The organism is Cereibacter sp. Soil_C_27 (genome assembly GCF_057657095.1).
The window spans coordinates 623,838-648,951 of record NZ_JBDGJD010000001.1 but is presented as its reverse complement, the minus strand read 5'-3'; the positions used below and the strand labels follow the sequence as shown (position 1 = coordinate 648,951).

General features: G+C 68.1%; 24 protein-coding genes and 1 pseudogene. 9 read left to right on the top strand and 16 right to left on the bottom strand.

Annotation, left to right across the window (positions count from 1 at the left end; all coding sequences use genetic code 11):
- Positions 1-47: 47 nt before the first annotated feature.
- A complete protein-coding gene (locus tag AC3A5Z_RS03245) occupies positions 48-548 on the top strand; it encodes a hypothetical protein (RefSeq protein ID WP_487517956.1) in 501 nt (166 codons plus the stop codon).
- Between the two features lie 80 nt (positions 549-628).
- The gene (locus tag AC3A5Z_RS03240) at positions 629-1,327 is read left to right on the top strand and encodes a CDP-alcohol phosphatidyltransferase family protein (protein ID WP_487517955.1); all 699 of its coding nucleotides are present in this window, start codon (positions 629-631) and stop codon (positions 1,325-1,327) included.
- A gap of 3 nt (positions 1,328-1,330) precedes the next feature.
- Here AC3A5Z_RS03240 and AC3A5Z_RS03235 read toward each other — a convergent pair whose 3' ends face one another.
- The 6 genes from AC3A5Z_RS03235 to AC3A5Z_RS03210 all read right to left on the bottom strand — a co-directional run bounded on the left by AC3A5Z_RS03235 (position 1,331) and on the right by AC3A5Z_RS03210 (position 8,452).
- Positions 1,331-2,167 (bottom strand): DMT family transporter, encoded by an 837-nt coding sequence (locus tag AC3A5Z_RS03235; RefSeq protein ID WP_487517954.1) that lies wholly within the window; start codon positions 2,165-2,167, stop codon positions 1,331-1,333.
- Between the two features lie 70 nt (positions 2,168-2,237).
- The gene (locus AC3A5Z_RS03230) at positions 2,238-2,690 is read right to left on the bottom strand and encodes a methylated-DNA--[protein]-cysteine S-methyltransferase (protein ID WP_487517953.1); all 453 of its coding nucleotides are present in this window, start codon (positions 2,688-2,690) and stop codon (positions 2,238-2,240) included.
- Positions 2,687-2,929: a DUF3253 domain-containing protein gene (locus tag AC3A5Z_RS03225; protein WP_487517952.1), complete on the bottom strand. Its 243-nt coding sequence runs from the start codon at positions 2,927-2,929 to the stop codon at positions 2,687-2,689. The genes AC3A5Z_RS03230 and AC3A5Z_RS03225 overlap by 4 nt, the downstream gene beginning before the upstream one ends.
- On the bottom strand, positions 2,916-5,846 hold the full coding sequence (gene ileS, locus AC3A5Z_RS03220; RefSeq protein ID WP_487517951.1) for an isoleucine--tRNA ligase: 2,931 nt from the start codon (positions 5,844-5,846) through the stop codon (positions 2,916-2,918). The genes AC3A5Z_RS03225 and ileS overlap by 14 nt, the downstream gene beginning before the upstream one ends.
- A 186-nt stretch (positions 5,847-6,032) precedes the next feature.
- Positions 6,033-7,004: a YcjF family protein gene (locus tag AC3A5Z_RS03215; RefSeq protein WP_487518622.1), complete on the bottom strand. Its 972-nt coding sequence runs from the start codon at positions 7,002-7,004 to the stop codon at positions 6,033-6,035.
- A gap of 32 nt (positions 7,005-7,036) precedes the next feature.
- Positions 7,037-8,452, bottom strand: coding sequence for a YcjX family GTP-binding protein (locus tag AC3A5Z_RS03210; RefSeq protein ID WP_487517950.1), 1,416 nt, complete (start codon positions 8,450-8,452; stop codon positions 7,037-7,039).
- Positions 8,453-8,576: 124 nt separating this feature from the next.
- Here AC3A5Z_RS03210 and truA point away from each other — a divergent pair, with 124 nt between their 5' ends.
- Positions 8,577-9,344 carry a tRNA pseudouridine(38-40) synthase TruA gene (gene truA / locus AC3A5Z_RS03205; protein ID WP_487517949.1) on the top strand — a complete coding sequence of 256 codons (768 nt, stop codon included), beginning with the start codon at positions 8,577-8,579 and terminating at the stop codon, positions 9,342-9,344.
- Here truA and AC3A5Z_RS03200 read toward each other — a convergent pair.
- Positions 9,320-11,017, bottom strand: coding sequence for a SulP family inorganic anion transporter (locus AC3A5Z_RS03200; protein ID WP_487517948.1), 1,698 nt, complete (start codon positions 11,015-11,017; stop codon positions 9,320-9,322). The two genes, truA and AC3A5Z_RS03200, sit on opposite strands and share 25 nt — an antisense overlap.
- A 72-nt stretch (positions 11,018-11,089) precedes the next feature.
- On the opposite strand from AC3A5Z_RS03200, the pseudogene AC3A5Z_RS03195 reads away from it, so the two are divergent.
- A pseudogene (locus AC3A5Z_RS03195) lies at positions 11,090-11,585 on the top strand (HugZ family pyridoxamine 5'-phosphate oxidase).
- A 7-nt stretch (positions 11,586-11,592) separates the two neighbouring features.
- Here AC3A5Z_RS03195 and AC3A5Z_RS03190 read toward each other — a convergent pair.
- The 4 genes from AC3A5Z_RS03190 to AC3A5Z_RS03175 all read right to left on the bottom strand — a co-directional run bounded on the left by AC3A5Z_RS03190 (position 11,593) and on the right by AC3A5Z_RS03175 (position 16,709).
- A complete protein-coding gene (locus AC3A5Z_RS03190; protein ID WP_487517947.1) occupies positions 11,593-13,881 on the bottom strand; it encodes a glycosyl hydrolase family 28-related protein in 2,289 nt (762 codons plus the stop codon).
- 174 nt (positions 13,882-14,055) lie between these two features.
- Entirely contained in the window at positions 14,056-14,478 is a 423-nt protein-coding gene (locus tag AC3A5Z_RS03185; protein WP_487517946.1) for an OsmC family protein, read from the bottom strand.
- Positions 14,479-14,630: 152 nt separating this feature from the next.
- On the bottom strand, positions 14,631-15,020 hold the full coding sequence (locus tag AC3A5Z_RS03180; RefSeq protein ID WP_487517945.1) for a DUF4864 domain-containing protein: 390 nt from the start codon (positions 15,018-15,020) through the stop codon (positions 14,631-14,633).
- Between the two features lie 108 nt (positions 15,021-15,128).
- A complete protein-coding gene (locus tag AC3A5Z_RS03175; protein WP_487517944.1) occupies positions 15,129-16,709 on the bottom strand; it encodes a lysine--tRNA ligase in 1,581 nt (526 codons plus the stop codon).
- 119 nt (positions 16,710-16,828) lie between these two features.
- Between AC3A5Z_RS03175 and AC3A5Z_RS03170 the strand changes: the two genes are divergently transcribed.
- Positions 16,829-17,251 (top strand): tellurite resistance TerB family protein, encoded by a 423-nt coding sequence (locus AC3A5Z_RS03170; protein WP_487517943.1) that lies wholly within the window; start codon positions 16,829-16,831, stop codon positions 17,249-17,251.
- A 7-nt stretch (positions 17,252-17,258) separates the two neighbouring features.
- Here the strand turns inward: AC3A5Z_RS03170 and AC3A5Z_RS03165 are convergent, their stop codons facing one another.
- From AC3A5Z_RS03165 to AC3A5Z_RS03155, 3 genes are all read right to left on the bottom strand, one after another.
- Entirely contained in the window at positions 17,259-18,392 is a 1,134-nt protein-coding gene (locus AC3A5Z_RS03165; protein ID WP_487517942.1) for a protoglobin domain-containing protein, read from the bottom strand.
- Between the two features lie 139 nt (positions 18,393-18,531).
- Positions 18,532-20,013 (bottom strand): D-alanyl-D-alanine carboxypeptidase/D-alanyl-D-alanine endopeptidase, encoded by a 1,482-nt coding sequence (gene dacB / locus AC3A5Z_RS03160; protein WP_487517941.1) that lies wholly within the window; start codon positions 20,011-20,013, stop codon positions 18,532-18,534.
- Positions 20,014-20,224: 211 nt separating this feature from the next.
- Complete coding sequence (locus AC3A5Z_RS03155; RefSeq protein ID WP_487517940.1) at positions 20,225-20,827, bottom strand: nicotinate-nucleotide adenylyltransferase; 603 nt, start codon at positions 20,825-20,827, stop codon at positions 20,225-20,227.
- 113 nt (positions 20,828-20,940) lie between these two features.
- Between AC3A5Z_RS03155 and ettA the strand changes: the two genes are divergently transcribed.
- From ettA to AC3A5Z_RS03140, 3 genes are all read left to right on the top strand, one after another.
- Positions 20,941-22,596: an energy-dependent translational throttle protein EttA gene (gene ettA / locus AC3A5Z_RS03150; protein ID WP_487517939.1), complete on the top strand. Its 1,656-nt coding sequence runs from the start codon at positions 20,941-20,943 to the stop codon at positions 22,594-22,596.
- 176 nt (positions 22,597-22,772) lie between these two features.
- Positions 22,773-23,132, top strand: coding sequence for a hypothetical protein (locus AC3A5Z_RS03145; protein WP_487517938.1), 360 nt, complete (start codon positions 22,773-22,775; stop codon positions 23,130-23,132).
- A 189-nt stretch (positions 23,133-23,321) separates the two neighbouring features.
- Positions 23,322-23,480, top strand: a complete 159-nt coding sequence (locus AC3A5Z_RS03140) for a DUF3309 family protein (RefSeq protein ID WP_487517937.1) — start codon at positions 23,322-23,324, stop codon at positions 23,478-23,480.
- A gap of 45 nt (positions 23,481-23,525) precedes the next feature.
- Here AC3A5Z_RS03140 and AC3A5Z_RS03135 read toward each other — a convergent pair whose 3' ends face one another.
- A complete protein-coding gene (locus AC3A5Z_RS03135) occupies positions 23,526-23,834 on the bottom strand; it encodes a hypothetical protein (RefSeq protein WP_487517936.1) in 309 nt (102 codons plus the stop codon).
- A gap of 429 nt (positions 23,835-24,263) precedes the next feature.
- Between AC3A5Z_RS03135 and AC3A5Z_RS03130 the strand changes: the two genes are divergently transcribed.
- Positions 24,264-24,470, top strand: coding sequence for a cold-shock protein (locus AC3A5Z_RS03130; protein ID WP_008028299.1), 207 nt, complete (start codon positions 24,264-24,266; stop codon positions 24,468-24,470).
- Positions 24,471-24,550: 80 nt separating this feature from the next.
- Here the strand turns inward: AC3A5Z_RS03130 and AC3A5Z_RS03125 are convergent, their stop codons facing one another.
- Complete coding sequence (locus tag AC3A5Z_RS03125; protein ID WP_487517935.1) at positions 24,551-24,982, bottom strand: hypothetical protein; 432 nt, start codon at positions 24,980-24,982, stop codon at positions 24,551-24,553.
- Positions 24,983-25,114 lie beyond the last annotated feature (132 nt).

Below are 25,114 nucleotides of genomic sequence, written 5' to 3'. Positions count from 1 at the left end.
CGGGTGCCAATATCGCGCCACGTCCCAAGATAGAGAGGATGTGTTCCGTGACCGTTTCGCAAGTCTATTCAGGCACCGCCGCCGATCTCATTTCGGCAATCCAGAAGGCCGTGGCGGCACATCAGGCAGATGTAAACACCGAAACCCGCCGCCCGCCGCCGCCTCCCCCGCCGCCGCCGCCGTCGTCGACCAGCGACATCGACGTGGCCTCGCTGGTGCAGGCGCTGATGGCAGCGGACACCGACAAGGACGGCTCGCTATCCTCGGACGAGCTTCTGGCGCTCAGCGAAAGCGCCGTGCCCGCGCAGGTGGCGGTCGCCGCCCCGGGCGGTGCCATCGACGCGGAGCCGCAGATCGCCGAGGTCGGGCGGGCCGAGGAACCCGACGCCCCGCCGCCGGAGGAGCCGCCAAAAGCGGCGCCGGAGCCCGAACAATCGCCGCTCGGCACGCTGGAAAATGCCATGGCAATGAAGGCTGCCGACAACGGCGCACCGACCGATGCGACGCTCGCGCGGCGCTTCCTGACGCTGCTGGCAGAGGTGGGCTGACCCCGGGTCACGGCGGGACGGGCGGTCGCAGTCCGACGGTGCGGCTTGCCAGCTTGTCAACTTTCCGGCATGACAGGCCGATGCACTCCCGTCTCAAAGCCCTTTCCGTCCATCTGCTCACCGCCACGGGCGCGGTTCTGTCGATGCTGGCCATGCTCGCCGCCGTCGAGGAGCAGTGGAGCCTGATGTTCCTCTGGCTGGTGGTGGCGCTGTTCGTCGATGGCATCGACGGCCCGCTGGCGCGGCGCTACGACGTCAAGTCCAACTGGCCGACCTATGACGGGGTGCTGCTGGATCTGATCATCGACTACCTGACCTATGTCTTCATCCCGGCCTATGCGCTGTTCAAGTCGGGGATGCTGCCGGGCTGGACCGGGTGGATCGCGATCATCGTCATCGTCTACGGCTCGGTGGTCTATTTTGCCGACACGCGGATGAAGACGAAGGATTATTCCTTCGCGGGCTTCCCCGCCTGCTGGAACATGGTGGTGCTGGTGCTCTTTGCCGCGCAGCCCAGCCACATGACGATCCTGCTGATCGTCATCGCCCTGACCGTGGCCATGTTCACCAACCTGAAATTCGTCCACCCCGTGCGCACCGACCGCTGGCGCGGCGTCACCCTGCCCGTCGCCACCGCCTGGGTGTTCTTTGCCGGTTGGGCGGCCTGGGTCGATTTCCACCCGCAGAGCTGGGCGCATTGGGGGCTGGTCAGCACCTCGCTCTACCTCGTCTTCGCCGGGGTCGCGCAGCAGATCATCCCCGAGCGCCGCCTGCGCTGAGCGTCAGAGCCGCGTCAGCACCACGCCGAGCACGATCAGCCCTGCCGCCAGCGCCTTGTCGCGCGTCATCCGCTCGCCGAAGACCAGCCAGCCGATCAGCACCGCGAAGAGGATCGAGGTCTCGCGCAGCGCCGCCACCACCGCGATCGGCGCGACAGTCATCGCCCAGATCGAGATCGCATAGGCGCCGTAGGAGGCCACGCAGGCCAGCCCGCCCATCATCCAGGCCCGCGCCCCGCCCGCGAGCACCGAGCGCCCGCGCAGCCCCAGCATGCCGAGGCTGAACAGGAGCCCATCCACCACGAAGACCCAAGCGACATAGGCCACCGCATCGCCCGAGACCCGCGCCCCCAGCCCGTCGATCAGCGTGTATGTCGCGGTCGCCGCCGCCGAGCCGAGCGCGAAGGGCAGAAGCCTGCGCTCCTCTCCTTGGGTGAACACGCCCCGCGCCATCAGCAGGATGCCGCAGCCGAGCACCGCGATCCCGGCATATTGCGCGCCGCTGACCCGGTCGGCCAGGAAGGCCGCCCCCACGAGCGCCACGAACATCGGCGCGGCGCCGCGGGCGATGGGGTAGACCCGGCTCAGGTCGCCGCGCTCATAGGCGTAGGTCAGGAAGAACTTGTAGCAGAAATGCGTGCAGCCCGCCGCCAGCACCCAAGGCCAGACCTCCGGCGCGGGCATCGGGCGGCTCAGCGCGATGGCAAGGCCGATGGGAATCTCGGCGACCGAGAGGATGACCATCGCCCCGACCTTCGAGGTCTCGAGCTTGATCATCGCGTTCCACGTCGCGTGGAGCAGGGCGGCGCCGAGGACCGCCAGAAGGATACCGACGCTCATCCGTCCCGTTCGCCTGTCATGAATCTGTCATGTGGCTATCGGGCTGCGGCGGCTCCTGCAACCCCGGCGCTCAGATCAGCAGCGAGGCTGCGCCCTCGTGCCTGAGCAGCGCCACCTTGGTCTCCACCCCGCCGGGCGCCGAGAAGCCGCCGAGGCCGCTGGCGCCCAGCACCCGGTGGCAGGGGATCAGGATCGGCAGCGGATTGGCGCCGCAGGCCTGGCCGATGGCCTGCGCTGAAACGCCGAGTGCCTTGGCAAGCTCGCCATAGCGCCGGGTCTCGCCGAAGGGGATCGCCTGCAGCGCGGCGAGGAAGCGGGCGGGAAAGCCTTCGCCCAGGGCAAGCGGCAGGTCGAAGCGGGTCAGGCGGCGGGCGAAATAGGCGTCGAGCTGACTGCGGGCCGCATCGAGCAGGGGCGAGCTGTCGTCGGTCCCGCCCTCCTCCCAGCGCAGCCGGGTCAGGCGCCCCTCCACTTCGGTCAACACCAGTGCGCCGAGCGGGCTGAGGTAGCGCCCCTGTTTCATCGCAGCGCCAGCCGGATCGGGCCCTCGGCAGTACGGGGATCGACCGGCTTGCCGTCTTGCGAAGCCTGCAGCGCGCCTTCGTCCTGCAGCGCCCCGGCCACGGCTCGAACGTCGGGCATCAGCGCCCGCCAGTCGCCGCCGATCTCGCGGGCGGCTTCGGAGGGGCAGAAGGTCTTCCCCCTGCCCCGCCGATGGGCGAGGTCCATCAGGACCGCGCGGATCGCCTCATCCGAGGGCATCGTTGCAGCGGGCGCAGGTGCAGGGATGGGCATGCGTGCCGACATCCGGCAGGATCTGCCAGCAGCGTTCGCATTTCTGCCCCTCGGCCAGTTCGAAGACCACGCCCACACCCGGCACTTCCGGCAGGCGGAAGGCTTCGGCCGGTTCCGGATCGCCGGTCAGCTGCAGGTCGGAGGTGATGCAGATCTCGGCGAAATCGACCGAGCGCAGTGCGGCCAGCGTATCGGTATCGGCCACATGCACCACGGGCGCCGCCTCGAGGCTGGCGCCGATCACCTTGGCGGTGCGCTGCACCTCCAAGGCCGCCGTCACCACGCGGCGCACCTGACGGATGCCCGCCCATTTCGCCGCAAGCTGCGGATCGAGCCAGCCTGCGGGCGTCTCCGGCATGTCCTGCAGATGCACCGAGCCTTCGGGGAAACGCTGCAGCCAGACCTCCTCCATGGTGAAGACCAGCACCGGCGCGAACCATGTGACCAGCCGGTGGAAGACCAGATCGAGCACGGTGCGGGCGGCGCGGCGGCGCAGCGCGGTGGGTGCGTCGCAGTAGAGCGAGTCCTTACGGATGTCGAAGAAGACCGACGACAGATCGGTGGTGCAGAAGGCGAAGAGCTTCTGGAACACGCCCTGGAAGTCGTAGGCGGCATAGCCCTTGCGCACCTCGACATCCAGCTCGGCCAGCCGGTGCAGCACCCAGCGCTCCAGCTCCGGCATCTCGGCGGCGTCAACCCGCTCGGCCTCGGAGAAGCCTTTCAGCGCCCCCAGCAGGAAGCGCATGGTGTTGCGCAGGCGGCGGTAGCTGTCGGCGGTGCCCTTCAGGATCTCCTTCCCGATGCGCAGGTCGATGGTGTAGTCCGACTGCGCCACCCAGAGCCGCAGGATGTCGGCCCCGTATTCCTTGATCACCTGCTCGGGCGCCACGGTGTTGCCGACCGATTTGGACATCTTCATGCCCTTCTCGTCCAGCGTGAAGCCGTGGGTCAGCACGCCGCGATAGGGCGCGCGGCCCTTGGTGCCGCAGGCCTGCAGCATCGAGGAGTGGAACCAGCCACGGTGCTGGTCGGTGCCTTCGAGATAGAGATCGGCCAACCCGTCCTCCGACCCGTCGGGACGGTCGCGCAGCACGAAGGCATGGGTGGAGCCGCTATCGAACCAGACGTCGAGCACGTCGAAGACCTGTTCGAAGTCCTGCGGATCATGCAGCCCGTCGAGGATCTTCTCCTTGAACCCCGGCACATACCAGACATCGGCGCCGTTCTCCTCGAACTCGGCGAGGATGCGGGTGTTCACTTCCGGATCGCGCAGCAGGAAGTCGGCATCGGTCGGCTTGGTGCCCTTGCGGACGAAGCAGGTCAGCGGCACGCCCCAGGCCCGCTGGCGCGACAGCACCCAGTCGGGCCGCGCCTCGATCATCGAGTAGAGCCGGTTGCGCCCGGTCTGCGGCGTCCATTGCACGAGGCTGTCGATCGAGGTCAGCGCCCGGGTCCGGATGGTATCGCCATATTGGCCCATGCCGTCGTCGAGCGGCTTGTCGATGGCGACGAACCACTGCGGCGTGTTGCGATAGATCAGCGGGGCCTTGGAGCGCCACGAATGCGGGTAGGAGTGCTTCAGCTTGCCCTTGGCGAAGAGCTTGCCCGCATAGGCCAACTGCTTGATGACCGAGACGTTGGCCGGGCCCTCTTTGCCCTCTACCGTCAGGATCGCTTGCCCGCCGAACAGCGGCAGGTCGGTACGGTAGGAGCCGTCGGGCTCGACGTTGTAGGTCATCGGCAGGCCGAATTTCTGGCCGAGCTGATAGTCGTCATCGCCGTGGCTCGGCGCGGTGTGCACGAAACCGGTGCCCGCATCGTCGGTGACATGATCGCCAGGCAGCAGGGGGACATTGTAGTCCCATTCCCCTTGCGCGCCTTCAAGGCCATGGAACGGGTGGCGGCAGCCAAGACCTTCCAGCTGCGCTGCCGGGACCGTTCGCACCAGCTCGAAGGTCTCAACCCGAGCCTGCTTCATAACATCAGCGGCAAGCTTGCAAGCGAGAAGCACCGTCTCACCAGCTTGCACCGCACTGTTTTCACCAACGGTGAGAACGCGGAACAACCCGTATTCAATAGTGGGATTGAAAGCGATGGCGCGGTTCTGCGGGATGGTCCAAGGCGTCGTGGTCCAGATCACGACAGCAGCCTGCATCAGATCCTCTGAGGGCGTGAGATCGAGCTCGTCCTGCTGCGCATGCATCCAAGGGGCAAACCGAACCCAGATCATATGCGAGGTGTGGTCGTGATACTCCACCTCCGCCTCGGCCAGGGCGGTCTTCTCGACCGGCGACCACATGACCGGCTTCGAGCCCTGATAGAGCGAGCCGTTCATCAGGAACTTCATGAACTCCTCGGCGATCACCGCCTCGGCGTGGTAGTTCATCGTGAGATAGGGGTCGGCCCAGTTGCCGGTGACGCCCAGCCGCTTGAACTCCTCGCGCTGGATGTCGATCCAGCCCTCGGCGAAGCGGCGGCATTCCTGACGGAAGGTCACCTTGTCGACGTCGTCCTTGTTCTCGCCCCGCGCGCGGTACTGCTCCTCGATCTTCCACTCGATCGGCAGGCCGTGGCAGTCCCAGCCGGGCACATAGCGGGCATCCTTGCCCATCATCTGCTGGCTGCGCACCACCATGTCCTTCAGCACCTTGTTCAGCGCGTGACCGATGTGCAGATGGCCGTTGGCATAGGGAGGGCCGTCATGCAGCGTGAAGGGGGTGCGGTTGCCGGCCTTCTCGCGCAGGCGGTCGTAGATGCCGATCTCTTCCCAGCGCTTCAGCCACTCCGGTTCGCGCTGCGGCAGGCCGCCGCGCATCGGGAAGTCGGTTTCGGGCAGGAAGACGGTGTCCTTGTAGTCGGGGACGGTGGTCGTGTCGGCGCACATCTGATGCGGTCCTTCGGCGGGAATGTCAGGGAAGGCGCGGCCCTCGTGGGCTCTCGCGCCATGGCATGGCAGCGGTCCCGGCGCCTGAGAATGTCAGAGCGCCGGGCCGGTAATTCGGGCGATGATCGCGCAAAGGTGCATCATGCGGGCCTTATAGCCAAGCCGCAGGGGCCGGTCCAGTGGCGCTCAGCGGTCGAAGAGGCCGGTGAGCGCGCGGCTGATGAGGTTGGTCACCTTGGGCTTCGGCGCGGTGTGGAAGGGCAGCGGGCGGCAGAGCTCCATCGCAGCGACGCCGACCCGGGCGGTGAGCGCGCCGTTCACCACGCCCTCGCCGAAGCGGCGCGAGACCTTCGACAGCACGCCGCCGCCGGCGACCGAATGGATCAGGTCGTCGGTGATGGCGACGGCGCCGGTGGCGACGAGATAGGAGAACACCCGGCGCAGCAGGCGGAAGCTGCCGAAGCTGCCCGAGCGCCCGCCGTAGATCTCGGCGATCCGCCGCACCATGCGCAGATTGGCGAAAAGCGCCGTCGCCACATCCGCGAGCGCCAGCGGCACCAGCGCCGTCACCGTCGCCACCTGCCGCGCCGCCGCTTCGATCTCGCGCCGCGCCATCTGGTCGAGCGGAACAAGAAGCTCGTTCTCGGCCAGCCCCAGCAGCCCGTCCACGTCGAAGACCTCGGCCCGCCGCTCCTCCAGCCGGGCGCGGCCCCAGCGCAGGTCGGGGCGCGCCGCATAGAGCCGCTCGAGGCTGTGGGTCACGGAACGCGCCAGCTTCAGGTCCTCGCCGCTGCGGGCAAGGGCGGCGTCGCGGCGAAGGTGGTCGAGTTTCGCCAGCCGCAGGAAGGACATCCATTCGCGCAGCGCAAGCGTCAGCGCCGTCAGGATGGCGGCACCGACCAGCACCAGCGCCACGCTGCCGATCACCGTGTTGCGGTTGATGAGGTCGGTCACGAACTCCCACGCCGCCACCGACAGCACGAAGGTGAAGGTGGTGACGAAGACCCATGTGGCGAAGCGCCCGAAGCGCGAGCCGCGCACGGTGGCGATGCGGCTGGCGGCCAGCATCGCCTGCCCCTGCGGCAGGTCGAGATCGGGGACGGGCGGCGCCTCGGCGGGGTCGGCCCAAGCCTCGTCCCCGGCCTCGTCCCAATCCATCAGCAGCGGCTTCTTTGGCGGCGGAATATCGGTCACAGCCGGTCTCCGATCAGGAATTCGGCGGCGCGGTCCAACCGGATATGCGGCGGCCCCTCGCCGGGTTTCAGCGCGATCCGCGCCGGCCCGAAGCGCATCAGTGCGAATTCGGCGTCGAGCCAGCGCTCCGCCCCCTCCCGCGCCGGCGAGAGCAGCCGCGCCGGATCGTCGGGCAGCTCGCCCGGATACATCGCCGCCTGCCGCCCGCTCTCCATCAGCCGCCCGCGCACCGCCTCCACCGTCTCGCCGTGGCGCGTCACCGTCTCCTCGACCGTGGCGCGCAAGGAGGACAGCGACATGGCGGCGGTCAGCGCCCCGGCGAAGGCGGCGCGGTCGCGCGCCTCGCGCAGCATGGATTGCATGATCGCGGTCAGCTTGGGGTGCTGGGTGTGGTGCAGGTGGTCGGCCATCGTCGCGGCGAAGAGGATGCGCTCGACCCGGTGACCGAGCAGCAGCTGGCTGAGGAAGGTGTTCCGCCCGGGACGGAAGGCCTGCAGGATCTCGGCCATGGTGCGGCGCAGATCCTCCAGAGCCTGCGGCCCGGCATGGATCGCCCCCAGCGCATCCACCAGCACCACCTGCCGGTCGATCCGGCTGAAATGCTCGCGGAAGAAGGGCTGCACGACGTGGCTCTTGTAGGCCTCGAAGCGGCGGTCCATCTCGCGGTAGAGGCTGCCCCGGGGCGCCTGCGACGGCGCCGGCAGCGGCGCGAAGGTCAGCACCGGCGACCCCGCCAGATCGCCCGGCAGTATGAAGCGGCCCGGCGTGCAATCGGACCACCCGGCCTTGCGCGCCGCGTTCAGATAATCGGTGAAGCTCGCGGCCAGCGCCTGCGCCCGCGCCTCCTCCAGCTTCAGCGAACCATCCTCGGCCCGGGACATTGCCATGAAGGGCCGGGCCTGCGGACGGTTCGCCAGCCGGGTCAGCGTGTCGTCGGACCATTGCGCATAGGTCTTGGTCATCAACGAGAGGTCCAGAAGCCACTCGCCGGGGTAGTCGATGATGTCGAGATGCACGGTGCGCGGCCCGGTCAGCCCCGAGAGCATGCCCGAGGGCCTGACCCGGAACGACAGCCGCAGCTCCGAGATCGAGCGGGTGGAGGCGGGCCAGCGCGGATCGTCGCCGGTCAGCGCCGCCAGATGCGCCTCGAAATCGAAGCGCGGCAGGGTGTCGTCGGGCTGGGGCTGCAGGAAGACCGCCTCGATCCGCCCCTCGGCCTGCGCGCGCAGCTGCGGCATGCGGCCCCGGTCGAGCAGGTTGGCGACCAGCCCGGTGATGAACACGGTCTTGCCCGCCCGCGACAGGCCGGTGACGCCCAGCCGCACCACCGGCTCGAACAGCGTCTCGGACACGGCGCCGAGCGCGCCTTCGATGCCGCGCGTCACGCCGTCGGTAAGGGTTCGGAAAACCAAGCGCTGCCCCTTCATTGCGTCCGCGTCAGGATAGCGGCTCTTCTGCGTCTATGTAGGCGCGCGGGGTCGCCGTGCCAACAGGACGCAGCTTGGCTTGGCGCGGCGGCGATGCTAAGCGCGGCCCATGCCGAGATATGCGCTGAAGATCGAGTACGACGGGGGCCCCTTTGCCGGCTGGCAGCGGCAGGCGAGCCTGCCTTCGGTGCAGGGCGCGATCGAGGCGGCGCTGGCGCGGCTGGAGCCGGGCGTCCATGCCATCGCCGCCGCGGGGCGCACCGATACCGGGGTGCATGCCACGGGACAGGTGGCGCATTGCGATCTGGCGAAGGACTGGGACACGTTCAAGCTTTCGGGCGCGCTCAACGCCCATCTGCGGCCGCAGCCGGTGGCCGTGGTGGCGGTGGCCCGGGTGGCGGACGATTTCCACGCCCGCTTCTCGGCCCGCGAGCGGCGCTATCTCTTCCGCCTGCTCAGCCGCCGCGCCCCGGCGGTGCATGACCGCGGCAAGGTCTGGCGCGTGCCGCATCCGCTGGATCTGGCGGCGATGCAGGCCGGGGCGGCGCATCTGCTGGGAAAACACGACTTCACCACCTTCCGCGCGGCGGGCTGTCAGGCCGCCTCGCCGGTGAAGACGCTGGACGAGCTGTCGATCACGCAGGTCGAGGTGCCCAACGGTATTGAATACCGCTTCACCCTGCGCGCCCGCAGCTTCCTGCACAATCAGGTCCGCTCCATCGTCGGCACGCTGGAACGCGTCGGCGCCGGGGCCTGGGCGCCCGAAGCGGTGGCCGAGGCGCTCGCGGCCTGCGACCGGGCGCGCTGCGGCCCGGTCTGCCCGCCGGAAGGGCTCTACCTGACCGGCGTGGGCTATCCGGAAGATCCCTTCGCCTGAGCCAGAGCTTCGTCGACGCTCTGCATGTCGGGCAGGTAATGCACCTTCGGCTCCCTCAGCCCCTGCACGATCAACGCGCGGCGCACCTCGACATTGGCGCCGGTGATGTAGAAGGCCGTTCCCTGCCGCGCCGTCTTGCGCGCCAGAAGCTCGAAGGAGCGCGCGCCGGAGCTGTCGATGAAGGGCACATGGGTGAAATCCAGCACGAAGGCGCGCGGATGGTCGGCGAGCCGCGCCAGCACCGTGCCGAGCCGCGCCGCCGCCCCGAAGAAGAACGGCCCGTGCAGCTGATAGACCACCCGGTCGCGCGACTGCGCGGTCTCGACCTCGGGCGAGGCATCGCCGCGCACCTCCGCCGCGCCGGACATCCGGCTGATGAAGACGAGCCCGCCCAGAGCGAAGCCCACCACGATGCCCTCGGTCAGGTCACGGAACACCACCAGCAGGAAGGTGACCACCACCACCAGCGCATCGCCCCATGAGGCGCGCAGGAGCGACCAGAATTCCTCCTTCTCGAACATGTTCCACGCCACCACCGCCAGCACCCCCGCCAGTGCGGCGAGCGGGATATAGGCGGCCAGCGGGGCGGCGATCAGCATGAAGGCCAGAAGGAACAGCGCATGCAGCATCCCCGAGACCGGCCCGTGCGAGCCCGCGCGCACATTGGTCGCGGTGCGCGCGATGGTGCCGGTGACACAGAACCCGCCGAAGAGCGCCGATCCCACGTTGGCCCAACCCTGCGCGATCAGCTCGGCGTTGGAGCGGTGCTGCCGCCCGGTCATCCCGTCGGCCACGACGGCGGAGAGCAGCGACTCGATGGCGCCGAGCAGCGTGAAGCTGACGGCGAAGGGCATGGCCTCGGCGATTGCGCCAAGGCTCAGCGCGGGCAGCGCCGGGGCGGGCAGCACCCGGGGCAAGGCGCCGAAGGTGCTGCCGATGGTCTCCACCGGCAACCCGGCCAGCGCCGCGACCAGAGCGGCCAGCACCACCGCCACCAGCATCCCCGGCCAGCGCGGCAGGAACCGCCGCAGCGCAAGGATCACCGTCACCGTCCCCAGCGCCACCGCCATCGCGGCCGGGCTCGCCGTGGCCCGCGCCGCCCAGAGCGCCTGAAGCTTGCCGACAAGCTCGCCCGGCTCGGCCCCCGGGCTCAGCCCGAAGAGGTCGCGCAGCTGGCTGGCGAAGATGATCACCGCGATCCCGGCGGTGAAGCCCACTGTCACCGGATAGGGAATGAAACGGATGTAGCTGCCGAGCTTCAGCGTCCCCATGGCGATCAAGAGGAAGCCCGACAGGAAGGTGGCGAGGATCAGCCCCGCGATGCCGATCTGCATCACGCAGACCGAGACCAGCACGATGAAGGCCCCGGCAGGCCCGCCGATCTGGTGCCGGCTGCCACCCAGCGCCGAGACGAGGAAGCCCCCGACGATCGCCGTGAAGAGCCCCCGCTCCGGCCCCACCCCCGAGGCGATGGCGATGGCCATCGACAGTGGCAGGGCCACGATGGCCACCGTCAGCCCCGCCAGCGCATCGGCGCGCAGCTCGGCACTGCCGTAGCCTTCGCGCAGCACGGTGACGATCTTGGGCAGATAGGTGTCGGCGTAGGGGTGGATGAAGGTCCGCTTGAACTTTTCGACAAAGCTCTGCGAAAGGGAAAGTCTTGTCTCCGGCATAGTGCGCCTGTACCGCTGAACTCAGGCAGCACAGCGCCCGTCGTTCCACCTTGTCAATCCCCATGAGGGCCCATGCAGAACCGCCCGGACCCGGTCGGACCCGCCGATGCAGATGCGCGCACGCTGGCGCAGACCCTGATGTCGAAGGCCCGCCATGCCTCGCTGGCGGTGATCGACCCCGATCAGGGCGGCCCGGGCATCAGCATGATCGCCTTCGGCCTTGATCCGCAGGGCGTTCCGCTCACCCTGATCTCGGGGCTGGCACCGCATATGGCGGCGCTGAAGGCGAATCCCGCCGCCTCGGTCATGGTGGGCGACCCCGGCCCCAGGGGCGACCCTTTGGCACACCCCCCGCCTGATGATCCGGGCGGAGGCGCAGCTGGTGGAACGGTCGTCGGACGATCACAACCGTTTGCGCGATCATTGGCTGGTCGAGCATCCCAAGGCCAAGCTCTACGTCGACTTCGCCGATTTCGCCTTTGCCCGGCTGATCCCGGTCTCGGGCCTGCTGAACGGCGGCTTCGGGCGGGCCTTCCGGCTCTCGGCCGAGGATCTGCGCCGCGTCTGAACCCGGCTCAGACCGGGTTGTCGCAGCGCAGCGTGACGTGCACGCGCCCCTTCACGTCCTGCGGCCAGCGCAGGTTCACCTGCTTGCCGCCCGAGCCCTGCTCCACCTGCACGTAGGGCATCGCATATTGCGCCGCCCCGGCGCCCGTGGTGATCGCCCCTTCGGCCACCAGTCCGGCCACATTGCGCGCCCGGGCCCCGAAGGGCAGATAGGCCCCCGCATCCACCACCCATGTATCGGCGGCGGTGTTCTGCACATGCTCCACCATCACCGGGCTCGCGGTGATCTGATCGACGCCGTTATAGGTGTTGCTCTCGATCACCACATTGCGGAAGCGGGTGAAATCGAGTGTCGCGGTCGAAGTGTCGATCTTCTCGATCCGGTCGATGTTGCCGTTCACCGCGCGGAAGGCGTTGCCGGTCATGCTCAACCCGTTGAGGAAATGCCCTGCCCCGCGCGGCGTCACCACGAACCAGCGGAACGAGGGCGCGACATCGGTCGAGGTGAAGATGTTGTCGCTGACCGTCAGCCCGCCGAAGGAATACTCATCGGCATAGCCCGGGGCCGAATCGTGCTCGTTCGACCATTCGATGAAGCAGTTGTCGATGTAATTGCCCGTCACCAGCGATTTGGCATTGGTCTGGGTAAAGATCACCCCGGCCCGCCGCAGCCCCGCCGTTTCGTCGTCGCCCTGGAAGATGTGGTTGCCGATCAGCATGTGCCCCGTGCCATTCAGCACCGCGAAATGCGCAAACCGCACCACGCGGCTGTCGCGGATCTTGATGTCGTTGCTGTTCACGTTCAGCCCGACGGTCGTGCGGTCTTGCGCCCGCGCCGACTGCTCGTTCGACAGGAACTGGCACTGGTCGATCAGCATCCCCTGACAGCCCGAGCCGATCGAGGTGATGCCGCGGTCCTTCGGTCGGTTGATCACACAGTCGGCCAGCCGGAAGGTGCTGCCCGCCACCGGCAGCAGGATGCCGCTCGCCTCGCCATTGCACTGCAGCTCGACATCGGTGATCTCGAACTTCGACAGCGAGGAGAAGCCGCTGAAATCCAGCATGTACCTGTTGCGGGTGAAGGTCAGCGTCCGCGTCCCCGCCGCCGCCCAGAGCGGCAGGCTCAGCTCCACCGTGCCCGCGCCCACGTTCTTCGACAGCACGTGGACCTCGCGCCCCACCCCGGTGCCGCTGACCCGCGCCCCCACCGGCACATTGGCCACGTTGCTGACGCCCGTCAGCCGCGTCGGCGCGCTGGTGGAATAGGTGGCCGTCGAGGTGACCGTCTCTGTCGCCCAGCCGCTGCCCGCCACGGCGTTCAGCTGCCCGTTGGTCAGCACCCGCCGCGTGGCAAAGCTGATCATCCCGGCCACGGAAGCCACGTTGATCGGCGCCGTCAGATCGACCCGCCGCCCGCTCAGATCAAGCGCCACATGATCCGAGAAATAGAACAGCACCTGCAGCGCCTTAATGAAGCCCAGAAGCTCGCTGCCGAAGGCCGCCGCATAGGTATCGAGATCGAAGTTCCGCGTGCAGGCCAGCCGCGAGCCCGCGGGCATGGTCAGCGTGCCCTGAAACAGCACCCGCGCGTTCAGAGTCAGATGCCCGGCGATATAATAGCTCCCCGCCGAAACCAGCACTTCCCGCCCCGCCGCCGCCGCATCCGCCGCAGCAAAGGCCGCCGTGTCATCCGTCACCCCGTTGCCCACGGCGCCATAGTCGCGCACATCGACCCAATCCATCATCTTGCGGTGGAAGACTTCGGTCACGTCCTCGATGACGATGTCGTCGACCCGCACGATCCCCCCGGTCGGCCCGGTCAGGTCCAGCCCGAAATGCCCGTAGACCGCCGAGGTGCCCCAGACCATGTCGACACCCTGCCGGTTGCCCGAGCCGACGATGGCCGTCACCGTCACCACATCGCCGTAACTCGCCAGCGTCACCGAAGGCCCGACCTGCACCACGCCGGGCACGTTGGTCCCGTTCGACCGCCCGGCCCAGCCCGCGATCCGCACCGAAGGCAGGCTGCCCGCCACAGCCTTCACCCGCGCAGTGATCCGCAGGTAGAGCCCCGGTTCCAGGGGGATCTGCTGGAAGCAGCGCAGCTTCTGCGTGGCCGAGATCTTCTGCAGTTCCAGACAGCCGCCGAAATCGGCATCCGCCGCCACATAGGCCGCATTTGGCTGGCTGGCATAGCTGCCCGAGCCCGGCACCCCGTCCTCGCGCGACCAGAGCGACAGCCCCGCCGAAAACGGCGGCGGCATCAGCACCAGCCCGTCAGTGATCGCCATATTCATCGCAAACCCTCGCCTTGTCGCCGAAATCCGGCGTGAGGCCCGAGAGTTGCCGAAAACACCTGACGCCGCCTGAACGGGGCGCGCGCCACAGGTGTTTCTTCCCTGTTAAAATATCCCCGCCGGAGGCAGCCGAGGCATCGGCTCGCGCTCCGGCGGCGATCGGTCGCGCAGGCCTCAGGCCAGCGTCGCCGTCATGCTGATCTCGGCGGTCAGAAGCTTCGATACCGGGCAATTTGCCTTGGCGTTCTCCGCGGCCTTCTGGAAGGTCGCGTCATCCGTGCCGGGAATGGTCGCCGTCACATCGAGATGCACCGCGGTGATGGCAAAGCCGCCCTCGGCCTTGTCCAGCGAGACGGTGGCGGTGGTCTCGATCTTGTCGGCGGTCAGCCCCTGCTCGCCCAGCACGTTCGACAGCGCCATCGAGAAGCAGCCGGCGTGGGCCGCGCCGATCAGCTCTTCGGGGTTGGTGCCGGGGCCGTCCTCGAAGCGAGTGTTGAAGCCGTATTGCGCCTCGCTCAGCACGCCGGACTGCGTGCTCACCCGGCCCTTGCCGGTCTTCAGGTCGCCTTGCCAGATGGCCGATCCCTTGCGTTTCATCGCGTCTCTCCCGTGAAATGACGGGGCATGCGCCCCCGCGGACCAACCCGCGCGCCCCGGCCCGGTTCCCTGCGCCCCAGGCGCCGCCTGCCATGGCAATGCCGCCCGAGGGGCCTCGATGGCCCCGAGGGCGGCTCCCCCGGCGCCGAAGCTCAGGCGCCGACGCCCATCTGCGGCAGAAGCTGCACCGCGTTGATCTGCCAGCCCTCGGCGGTCTCGATCATCTGGTAGTCGAGCATGTGGATCTCGCCCGCCGCGTCGCGTACCATGACCCGCTGCCACAGCGCCCCGGCCACCTCGCGCAGCTCCAGCATCTTCACGTCGGAGGGCTGCCAGACCATCGGATAGGCGTTCTGCACCATCATGCCGAACCGGTCGGCAGAACCGAACATCTGCTTGATCGAGGGCGAGGCGAAGGTGAAGGCGCGGGCGGCATCTTCGGCCAGAAAGGCGTCGAACTGGTTCCGGATGGTCGCCTCTATTCCCGGGTTGCGCGCCTCCTGCGCCAGCCCCGGCCCGGTGAAAGACATCGCCACGGCCATCAGGGCCGCAGCACAAGTTCCGCATATCCTCAGTCGCATGATCCGACCTTCCGCAAAACGTCCCCGTCAGCGAAGGGTAGACCGGGACGACCCCGCGTCAAGCCGGGCTCAGGCGGCGAGTTCGCCCGCCAATGCCCGGTCGATCAGCGCGATCGTCTCCTCGACGCCGTAGAGCGCCACGAAGCCACCGAAGCGCGGCCCTTCCGAGGCGCCCAGCAGCACCTCGTAGAGCGCCTTGAACCAGTCGCGCAGCGGCTCGAAACCGTGCTCCTTGCCGACCGCGAAGACCATGGTCTGCAGCGCATCGGCATCGAGCCCGCCTTCCCAGACCGCCAGCCTGCCACGCAGATCCTGCATCGCCGTCCGCTCGGCGTCGCTGGGCAGGCGGAACACCCGCTTCGGCGCCACGAAATCCTGGAAGTAGCGCAGGGCAAAGCCCGCCGCCGCGTCGAGGTCGGGATGGGTCGCGGGCGAGGCCTCGGGCGCATAGCGCCGGATGAAGCCCCAGAGCCCCTCCTTGTCCTTGGCCGAGGCCACCGAGGCGAGATTGAGCAGCATCGCGAAGGGCACCACCATCTTCGACTCGGGCGGATTGCCGCCATGGATGTGCCAGACAGGGTTGTTCACCTGCGCCGCCGCATCCTGCGTCGGATAGGCGCGCAGCTGCTGGTGATATTCGTCGACCGCGCGCGGGATCACGTCGAAATGCATCCGCTTCGCCGTCTTCGGCTTCTGATACATGAAATAGGACAGGCTCTCGGTCGAGGCGTATTTCAGCCAGTCGTCGATGGTCAGCCCGTTGCCCTTCGACTTCGAGATCTTCTCGCCATTATCGTCGAGGAACAGCTCGTAGGTGAAATGCTCGGGTTTCTTGCCGCCGAGAATCTCGCAGATCGAATCGTAGATCGGCGTATTGGTCGAGTGGTCCTTGCCATACATCTCGAAATCGACATCCAGCGCCGCCCAGCGCGCGCCGAAATCGGGCTTCCACTGCAGCTTCACATTGCCGCCCGTCACCGGCAGCGTGCAATCCCGCCCGTCCTCGTCGGCGAAGGTGATCGTGCCATCCTTGGCATTGACCTCCTTCAGCGGCACGTAGAGCACCCGGCCCGAGATCGGCGAGATCGGCAGGAAGATCGAATAGGTCTGCTGCCGCTCGTCGCGCAGGGAGGCGAGCATGACCTCCATCAGCGCGTCATAGCGCTCGCAGGCGCGCAGCAGCGTCTCGTCGAACCGGCCCGACTTGTAGAAATCGGTGGCCGAGTAGAATTCGTACTCAAACCCGAAGGTGTCGAGGAAGCGCCGCAGCATGGCGTTGTTGTGATGCCCGAAGCTCTCGAACTCGCCGAACGGGTCCGGCACCACGGTCAGCGGGCGCTGCAGATGCTCGCGCAGCATCTCGGGTTGCGGCACGTTTTCCGGGATCTTGCGCATCCCGTCCATGTCGTCCGAAAAGCAGATCAGCCGCGTCGGGATATCCGATATCTCCTGGAAGGCGCGGCGGATCATCGTCGTCCGCGCCACCTCGCCGAAGGTGCCGATATGCGGCAGACCCGAGGGGCCATAGCCGGTCTCGAACAGCACATAGCCCTTCTCGGGCATCTTGCCGTCGTAGCGTTTGAGGATGCGGCGGGCCTCTTCGAAGGGCCAGGCTTTCGAATTCATCGCAGCATCACGCAGGGCCGACATCGGCGCATTCCTCATCGTCGAACGAAGGCCCCATGCCTCCGCAACCCCCGTCTCCTATTGCCGGGGGGGGCGCGCGTCAATATTCTGCGGGCCGAACCGCCCCGCGCAAAGGACGATCCGTGCCCCAGACCCCGCCCTCCCTGACCCCGCAGGACGCGCTGGTGGCGATCATGATCGCCGTCTCCGCCTCCGACGAACAGGTCCGCACCTCCGATCTGATGGCGATCCAGCGCATCGTCGGGCATCTGCCGATCTTCGACAGCTACGACAGCGACCGGATCGGCCCGGTGGCGCAGATCGTCTTCGACCTCTTCGAGGAGGACGAGGGTCTGGACGCGCTCTTCGGGCTGATCCGCGACGCGCTGGAGGAGCGGTTGTTCGAAACGGCCTATGCCATCGCCTGCGATGTCGCCGCCGCCGATGGCACGCTGGGCCAGGCCGAGCTGCGGCTCCTGGAGGAAATCCGCCACGAGCTGCAGATCGACCGTCTGCATGCCGCCGCCATCGAGCGCGGCGCCCGGGCGCGCCACCTGCGGGTCTGACCCCGGCTCAGGCGGCGCGCGAGATGCGCCTCCCGCCCCGCCGCGCCGGCGGCGGCTCGGCCCCGGCGAGGGTCTGGCCCACCTGATCGAGCCGCTGGATCGCGCCGTTGATCTGCTCCACGCCGATGGTCTGCTCGCGGCAGGCCGCCGAGATCTCGGCCACCAACTCGGACGTGCGGCGGATGTCGGGCACCAGCGAACGCAGCCGCGCGTCGGCCTCTTCCGAGATCGCCAGCGTCCGCTCCGACAGGGCGCCGATCTCGCCCGCCGTGCGCGCAGATCGTTCCGCGAGCTTGCGCACCTCCGCCGCGACCACGGCAAAGCCGTTGCCATGCTCGCCCGCCCGGGCCGCCTCGATCGCCGCGTTCAGCGCCAGAAGATCGGTCTGCCGGGCAATCTCCTGCACCACCTGCACCTGTTCGGCGATGGTGCGCATCGCCTCCACCGCCTGCTGCACCGCCTCGGCGCCATGCTGCGCCGTCTGCGCCGCCCGCCCCGCACGTTCCTCGGTCTGGGTGGCGTTGTCGGCGTTCTGCCGGATCGCCGCGGTGATCTCCTCCATCGCCGAGAAGGCCTCGCCCAGCGAGCGCGCCTGTTCCGCCGCCACCTCCTGCCGCTCCTCCTCCAGCCGCGCCTTCTCGGCCATCAGCGCGTCGAAATAGGTGGAAACGCCGTAATCCATGTCCATCAGCGCGAGCTTCGCCACGGTCCCCACCAGCTCCGCCGCCTTCTGCGCACCGCGCCCGCCGAACAGCCCTGACGGCGCCAGCGCCGGGAACATCGCTTTCATCACCTCGTCGAGGATCAGCGCATAGCCCCCGAGATACCAGCGCGGCTCCAGCCCGATCCGGGCATGCACCTGACCGACGCGGCTCACCTCCTCGACATAGGCCTCGTCCATCGCGCCCGCGGCGATGCGTCCCCAATGTTTGACCTGCAGCGCCCTCGCAGTCCCTATCCGCGCCCCATCGGGAAAGAACCGCGCCACCTCGGGCGTCTGCTGCAACCTCTCGTAGAAGGCGGTCAGCCCACGGTCGACCGCAGCCGCGATCAGCTCGCGATGCGCGGCCATGGCGGCCAGATCGGCCCGGCTCACCTTGATGAAGTCGAGACGCTGGTCGAGGTCGTCCGTCGAAGCCATGGCGCAAAATCCTTTATGGGCGCGTCGCGGCAGAGGGGGGGCGCCCCGTCCGCACGACAGATGCCGCAAAGCCTCGCAGCCAATCCCTAAGGAGTGACGTTTCGCCGCCGACGATCTGCCTAAAATGCCCCCGAGCCGCTCAGGCGTGGACCGCCGTCCAGCGCTCGATCAGTCGGCTCTGCAGGATGCGCGCCCGCCGCGCCCAGTCCGGCCCGCCCGGCGGCTGCTCGCGCTGGTCCAGCGCCAGCCTGTCGCGCCGCTCGGGATCGGCACAGAAGATCGCGAAGACCAACTCGCGCCCCGCAGGCCCCCGCGCATGCCCCGCCAGCGCCGAGACGAAGTTCAGCGTCCCGGTCTTGGCCTGCACCGTCACCGGCCCCTCGCGCCGCTCGCGCCCCCTGGCATCGCGCAGCCCGACCTCGCGCAGAATGCCGCGCAGCCCCGCCCCCGAGGCCGTGTGCTGCGCCTTCACCAGCGCCGCCACCATGTCCGCCGCCGAAATCCGCGACCGCCCGCCAAGCCCCGAATGATCGTGAAACTCCGCCGCGATGCCGAAGCGCTCCGACGCCCAGAGGCTCATCGCGCGGCCGGAGTCCTCCAGCGACCCGGCGCCGGAGGCCGTCAGCCCGACCACCTCCGCCGTCAGGTTGGTGGAATAGCGCAGCATGTCGCGCAGAACCTCGCGCAGCGGCTCGCCCAGACCCTCGGCCAGCACATCGCCGTCGGCAGGCAAGGCCCGCACCACCTGTGCCGTGGGCAGGGCGATGCCCTGCGCCTTGGCCAGCGTCTGGAACACCTCGGCGGCATAGGCGGCCGGATGGCGCACCGGCAACCAGCGGCTGCCGCCCTTGCCGAGCGCCGTGCTCGCCACCGTCCAGTTGTCCGACCCCTGCGCCGCGACATAGGTGTAGAGCGGCAGGTCGCGCGCCACCACCTCCATCCGCGCCATCGCCACCTTGGGCACGAAACGCTCGGCCCGCGCATCCATCGTCACCTCATAGCCCGAGGCGGCGCGGCGCCATTCGAAATGCACGCGGTTGTAGTTCAGGTTCAACCCCGAGATCGCCGGGTTGTAGCCGACGTGATCCGGCTGCTCGGGATCGATCGCCGTCACCACGGGCAGTGCCCCGGCATAGGCGAGATACCGCCCGGTCACCCCGCGCACCCCCGCCGCCTTCAGCTGCGCCGCGAGATCGCCCAGCGTGTCGGTCGAAAGCGTCGGATCGCCGGTGCCTGCCAGCACCAGATCGCCCTGCACGATGCCGCCCTGCACCGGCCCGGTGGCCAGCACCCTCGTGGCGAAGCGGTAATCCGGGCCGAGCCGGTCCAACGCATAAAGCGCGGTAATCGCCTTGGCGACGCTTGCCGGAGGCTGGCGCAGCCCGCCCTCGCGCTGCTCCAGCACCTCGCCGGTCCGCGCATCGGCCACCACGAAGCCGACCGCGCCGCCGAGCCGCGCCTCCTCGATCAGCGCCGCGGCCTCCGGCACGGGCCGGCCGGACTGGCCTCCGCGCCGCACCGGGCGCGGCGAGGTCGCCGGCGCCTCGGCCCAGACCGGCAGCACGGGCAGCGCCGCCCCGCCGAGCAGCATCCCGAGCATGTCGCGCCGCCTGACCCTCATCCCGTCCCTCCCGCCGGTTTTCGCGCCCAAGCCTACAGTCTCGCGCCCCGGCCTGACAACCGTCACGGGCGATCCGGCGCGCAGGAAGGCCCGCCCCGGCCGAGGCCTGCAAATCTTCTGCGAAGATTTGGCCTCCCGACCTGCCGCGCCCTCCTCCCTCACGACGCCCGACCCGGGGGCCACCCCAAAATCTTCGCAGAAGATTTTGGCCTCACCCCCGCGACCAGCCCCCCCTGGCCCGGATCGCCGTCGACGAGAGATCCACCATCGGCATATCGACGAAGCACCAGGCCGGCGCCGCCCGCCGTCCCAGGGACTGCGCCGCGCCCTCGGGCACCCGTGCCGCGTCGAACACCTGCGCCGCCCGGCTCATCCGGCCCCGCACCCCCTGCCCCGGCCGCGCCAGCACGCCGACCGGCACCTCGGCCATGATCTGCCGCCAGCGGTCCCAGCGGTGGAACTGCGCCAGATTGTCGGCGCCCATCAGCCAGACGAAGCGAACCCCCGGATAACGCGCCTGCAGCCCCTGCAGCGTATCCGCCGTCAGCCGGGTGCCCATCCGCGCCTCGAGATCCGAAATCACCACCCGCGGATGGCGCATCACCGCGCGTGCCTCCGCCATCCGCGCCGCCAGAGGCGCCGGCCCCTCGGGCTTCAGCGGATTGCCCGGCGAAACCAGCCACCAGACCCGGTCGAGCCCGAAGCGCTTCAGCGCCTCGCGGGTGATATGCGCGTGGCCCTCATGCGCCGGGTCGAAGGACCCGCCCAGAAGGCCCACAACCATCCCCGCCCGTGCCACCGGCCAGCCCTGCACCCTGTCTTTCCCCCAAGCCCATCCGAAAGCCCGGGTCGAGAAACCACCCCCACGTTGCCCTTGTCCAGCGTTATCGCTACAACACCCGCCAAACCGCGCTCAGGGAGTCTCGCATGGCCTCGTATCAATACATCTATCACATGGAAGATGTCTCCAAGACCTACCCCGGCGGCAAGAAGTGCTTCGAGAACGTCCATCTCAACTTCCTGCCCGGCGTGAAGATCGGCGTCGTCGGGGTCAACGGCTCGGGGAAATCCACCCTGCTCAAGATCATGGCAGGCATGGACAAGGACTTCAAAGGCGAGGCCTGGGCTGCCAAGGGCGCCCGCGTCGGCTATCTCGCCCAGGAGCCCGAGCTCGATCCGGCGCTCGACGTGCGCGGCAACGTGATGGAGGGCGTCGCCGCCAAGCGCGCCATCCTCGAGCGCTACAACGAGCTCGCGATGAACTACTCCGACGAGACCGCCGACGAGATGGCGACCTTGCAGGACACTATCGACGCGCAGAACCTCTGGGATCTCGACAGCCAGGTCGACGTGGCGATGGAAGCTCTGCGCTGCCCGCCCGACGATGCCGATGTCGAAAGCCTCTCGGGCGGCGAGCGCCGCCGCGTGGCGCTCTGCAAGCTGCTGCTCGAAGCGCCCGACATGCTCCTGCTCGACGAACCGACCAACCACCTCGACGCCGAGTCGATCGCCTGGCTGCAGCAGCACCTGATCGCCTATACCGGCACCATCCTGATCGTCACCCACGACCGCTACTTCCTCGACGACATCACCGGCTGGATTCTTGAGCTCGAGCGCGGGCGCTCGATCCCCTACGAGGGCAACTATTCCTCCTGGCTGGAACAGAAGGCCAAGCGCCTGCTGCAGGAAGCCCGCGAGGACAAGGCCAAGCAGAAGGTGCTGCAGCGCGAACTGGAGTGGATCCGCTCCGGCGCCAAGGCGCGTCAGGCCAAGCAGAAGGCCCGGATCAACAAATACAACGAGCTGGCCGGCCAGTCCGAGCGCGAGCGTATCTCCACCGCGCAGATCATCATTCCGAACGGCGAGCGTCTGGGCGGCAAGGTGATCGAGGTCACGGGCCTCAAGAAGCACATGGGCGACAAGCTCCTGATCGAGGATCTCAGCTTCACCATCCCGCCGGGCGGCATCGTCGGGGTGATCGGGCCGAACGGTGCGGGCAAGTCGACGCTGTTCAAGATGATCACCGGGCAGGAAAAGCCCGATGAAGGCACGATCGTGCTGGGCGATACGGTGAAGCTCTCCTACGTCGACCAGTCTCGCGACGCGCTCGACCCGGCCAAGACCGTCTGGGAAGAGATCTCCGAGGGGCTGGAGGTGATCCATCTGGGCGATGCCGAGATGAACTCCCGCGCCTATTGCGGCGCCTTCAACTTCAAGGGCCCGGACCAGCAGAAGAAGGTCGGCCTGCTGTCGGGCGGTGAGCGCAACCGCGTCCACATGGCCAAACTCCTGCGCTCCGGCGGCAACGTGCTGCTGCTCGACGAACCGACCAACGACCTCGACGTGGAAACGCTGCAGGCGCTCGAATCGGCGCTCGACGACTTCGCCGGCTCGGCGATCATCATCAGCCACGACCGCTTCTTCCTCGACCGTCTCTGCACCCATATCCTCGCCTTCGAGGGCGATGCGCATGTGGAATGGTTCGAGGGCAACTTCGAAGCCTACGAGGAAGACAAGGTGCGCCGCCTCGGCCCCGATTCGATTGAGCCGACCCGGGTAAAATACAAGAAGTTCACCCGCTGACAGGCCGCTCTGGAGCCACAGGATGCCGCCCTCCCGGGGCGGCATCCTTCATTGCGGGCAGCGAGAAGTTTACTTCCGCCGCATTGCATTTTCGCCGCCGGCGCCGATCTATGGACCAGCGGCCCGGGCTGATCCGGGCTGCAGCCCGCCCCGCTTGCGGCGGGAGGAAGGCCCTCATGCACGCTCCTCTCCGGCTGATTCTCGCCCTGATCCTGTTGCCCCTGCCGCTCGCGGCAGAGACCGCCTGCCTGCCCAGCAAGGGCAAGGCCCTGCGCACGACCGACGACATCACGCTGGACTATCTGATGTGTCAGCACCGCAAGCAGGTCGAAGCCTTGGGCGGCGCGGGTCCGATCCCGGCGGAGCCGAAGGACGAACTGCGCATCGACGATGGAGCGGTGCAGCAGGTGGAGGAGAAGGTGACCCCCTTCATCGCCAACACCGCCCGCACCCAGCGCAGCCTCGACAGCATGTCCGACCTCAACGCCCGCACCGGCGACCGCTTCAAGGCCCTCACCCCCCGCCGCCTGCCGTAAGAGGGAATCACATGCCCCGTAGGGTGGGGTTCCACCCCACCGCCGCCGCCCGACTGGTGAAGCACGCGCCCCGGTGAGCCCATCCCCACCGCCTGCCTTCCCCCGCGTCACGCCCCCGAGGGAACCGCCCGGGCTCCGCGACGTTTCCCATCCACAAGCCGGAGCAACCGGCCACTGGAAGGGACCGCCATGACCATTTCGACCATTCTTATCATCATCCTGATCCTGATCCTGATCGGTGTTCTGCCGACCTGGGGTCACTCCAGAAACTGGGGCTACGGTCCCTCGGGCGGGCTCGGGCTCGTCGTGGTGATCCTGCTGATCCTGATCCTCATGGGCCGGATCTGACCCCACCCTGACGTCGCGCGCCGGTCCAACCGGCGCGCGCTTCCGCTAGGAGGCCGCCGGCGATGCCACGACCGCCGCCGCTTCGCTCGACAGCGCCATCCGACTGCGCAGCCCGGTCGCCCAGTCGCCGCCCAGTTCGCCCAGCTTGCGCCAGACCGCTACCTGCACCTCGGGCAGGTCCGAGCGCGCCGCCGCCTCGAGGCAGTGCCAGTGCTCCGCCGGCGGCTCGCCCTGACAGGTCTCGCACAGCAGAATCTCCCCCGCCCCCGGCACATCGCAGGGCAGAAGCTCGTCCGTCCCGCCGCAAAACTCGCACATGCCGCCCGCGCGGCTCATCAGCGTTCCCCAGGTCATCGTCCCTCTCCGGTCATTCGCCCCCAGCCTAGCGGGGCGCCGAAGACGTGCCAATGCGACGCAGGGAACCAGCCCCCGGGCGAGGGGGGGGGGGTGAAAGCCAATCTTCTCGAAACGAGAGACTGTTGCAGCCACACATCCGGAGGCACAGGGAGTTGCGCATTTTTTGATTATCATCCGTTGAATCGGAGCCGCGGATTTGGCAGAAAGCCGCAACGGATTTCGCCGCGTCATGCGGCACCGCCTTGTCAATCCGGCGGGTCCCTGATGAAATTATCTTGCTTTTACACTGCGCCGAGGGCATAAAAAGCTGGCGACGTTATCTCTATCGACCACTGTCTCCCTTCCAAGGCAACAGTCTATCGATCTTGCCCTGACTGAGCCAGGCCGCCGCAGTTCCGCGGGCGGCAAAGTAGAGGAGACATCACGATGGCTAAAGGCACCGTGAAATGGTTCAACGCCACCAAGGGTTTCGGCTTCATCGCCCCTGAAGGCGGCAAGAAGGACGTGTTCGTTCACATCACCGCTCTCGAGCGCGCTGGCATCCGTTCGCTGGCCGACGGTCAGGCCGTGACCTTCGACATCGAAGCTGGTCGTGACGGCCGCGAATCGGCGACCAACCTGGCGCTCGCCTGAGCTCAAGGGCCCACCGGCCCGAACCGAATTTGCAGCGGGGCGGATCCGACGATCCGCCCCGTTTGCCATTCCGGCCCCTGTCAGGCCAGCCAGACCAGCCGGTCGCGCAGCGCATATTCCAGCCCGATCCGCAGCGAGACCGCCGAAAGCGGCGAGCGCAGCAGGACCGGTGCGCCACGATCGGCTGGAAACGTCTGCTGCCGGCAATCGCTGCTGATCAGGATCACCGGGATCCGCTGGGTCACCGCGCTCAACCGCGAGAAGGCCCGGTAGCCACCGCTGATCCCGCCATAGCCGTCGCAGGCCATCACGAAGAGCCCGTAGCCCCCCGGATCGTCCAGGAGCATCGACAGCCCGGCGTAAAGCTCATGCTCCGCCTCCACCCTGCCGCCCAGCGCCGCGATCCGTGCCGTGAGACCACCCTGCGCCGCCTCCGGCGCCAGAAGAAGCACCCTGACCCCCAGCCCCACCGTCTGGGCATTCTCCTGCTCGGCCTCGCGGAACAACTGCATGTCTCAACCTACCCCCAAAAACTCGCCACAAACGTGTTTTATCCCAGAGTTGGTGTTGGATTAAGTTTAAAATTGTCCCCGCCACCGCGCAAAGCCTCGGCCCTGCGCCGATTCGCATCATGACGATGCACC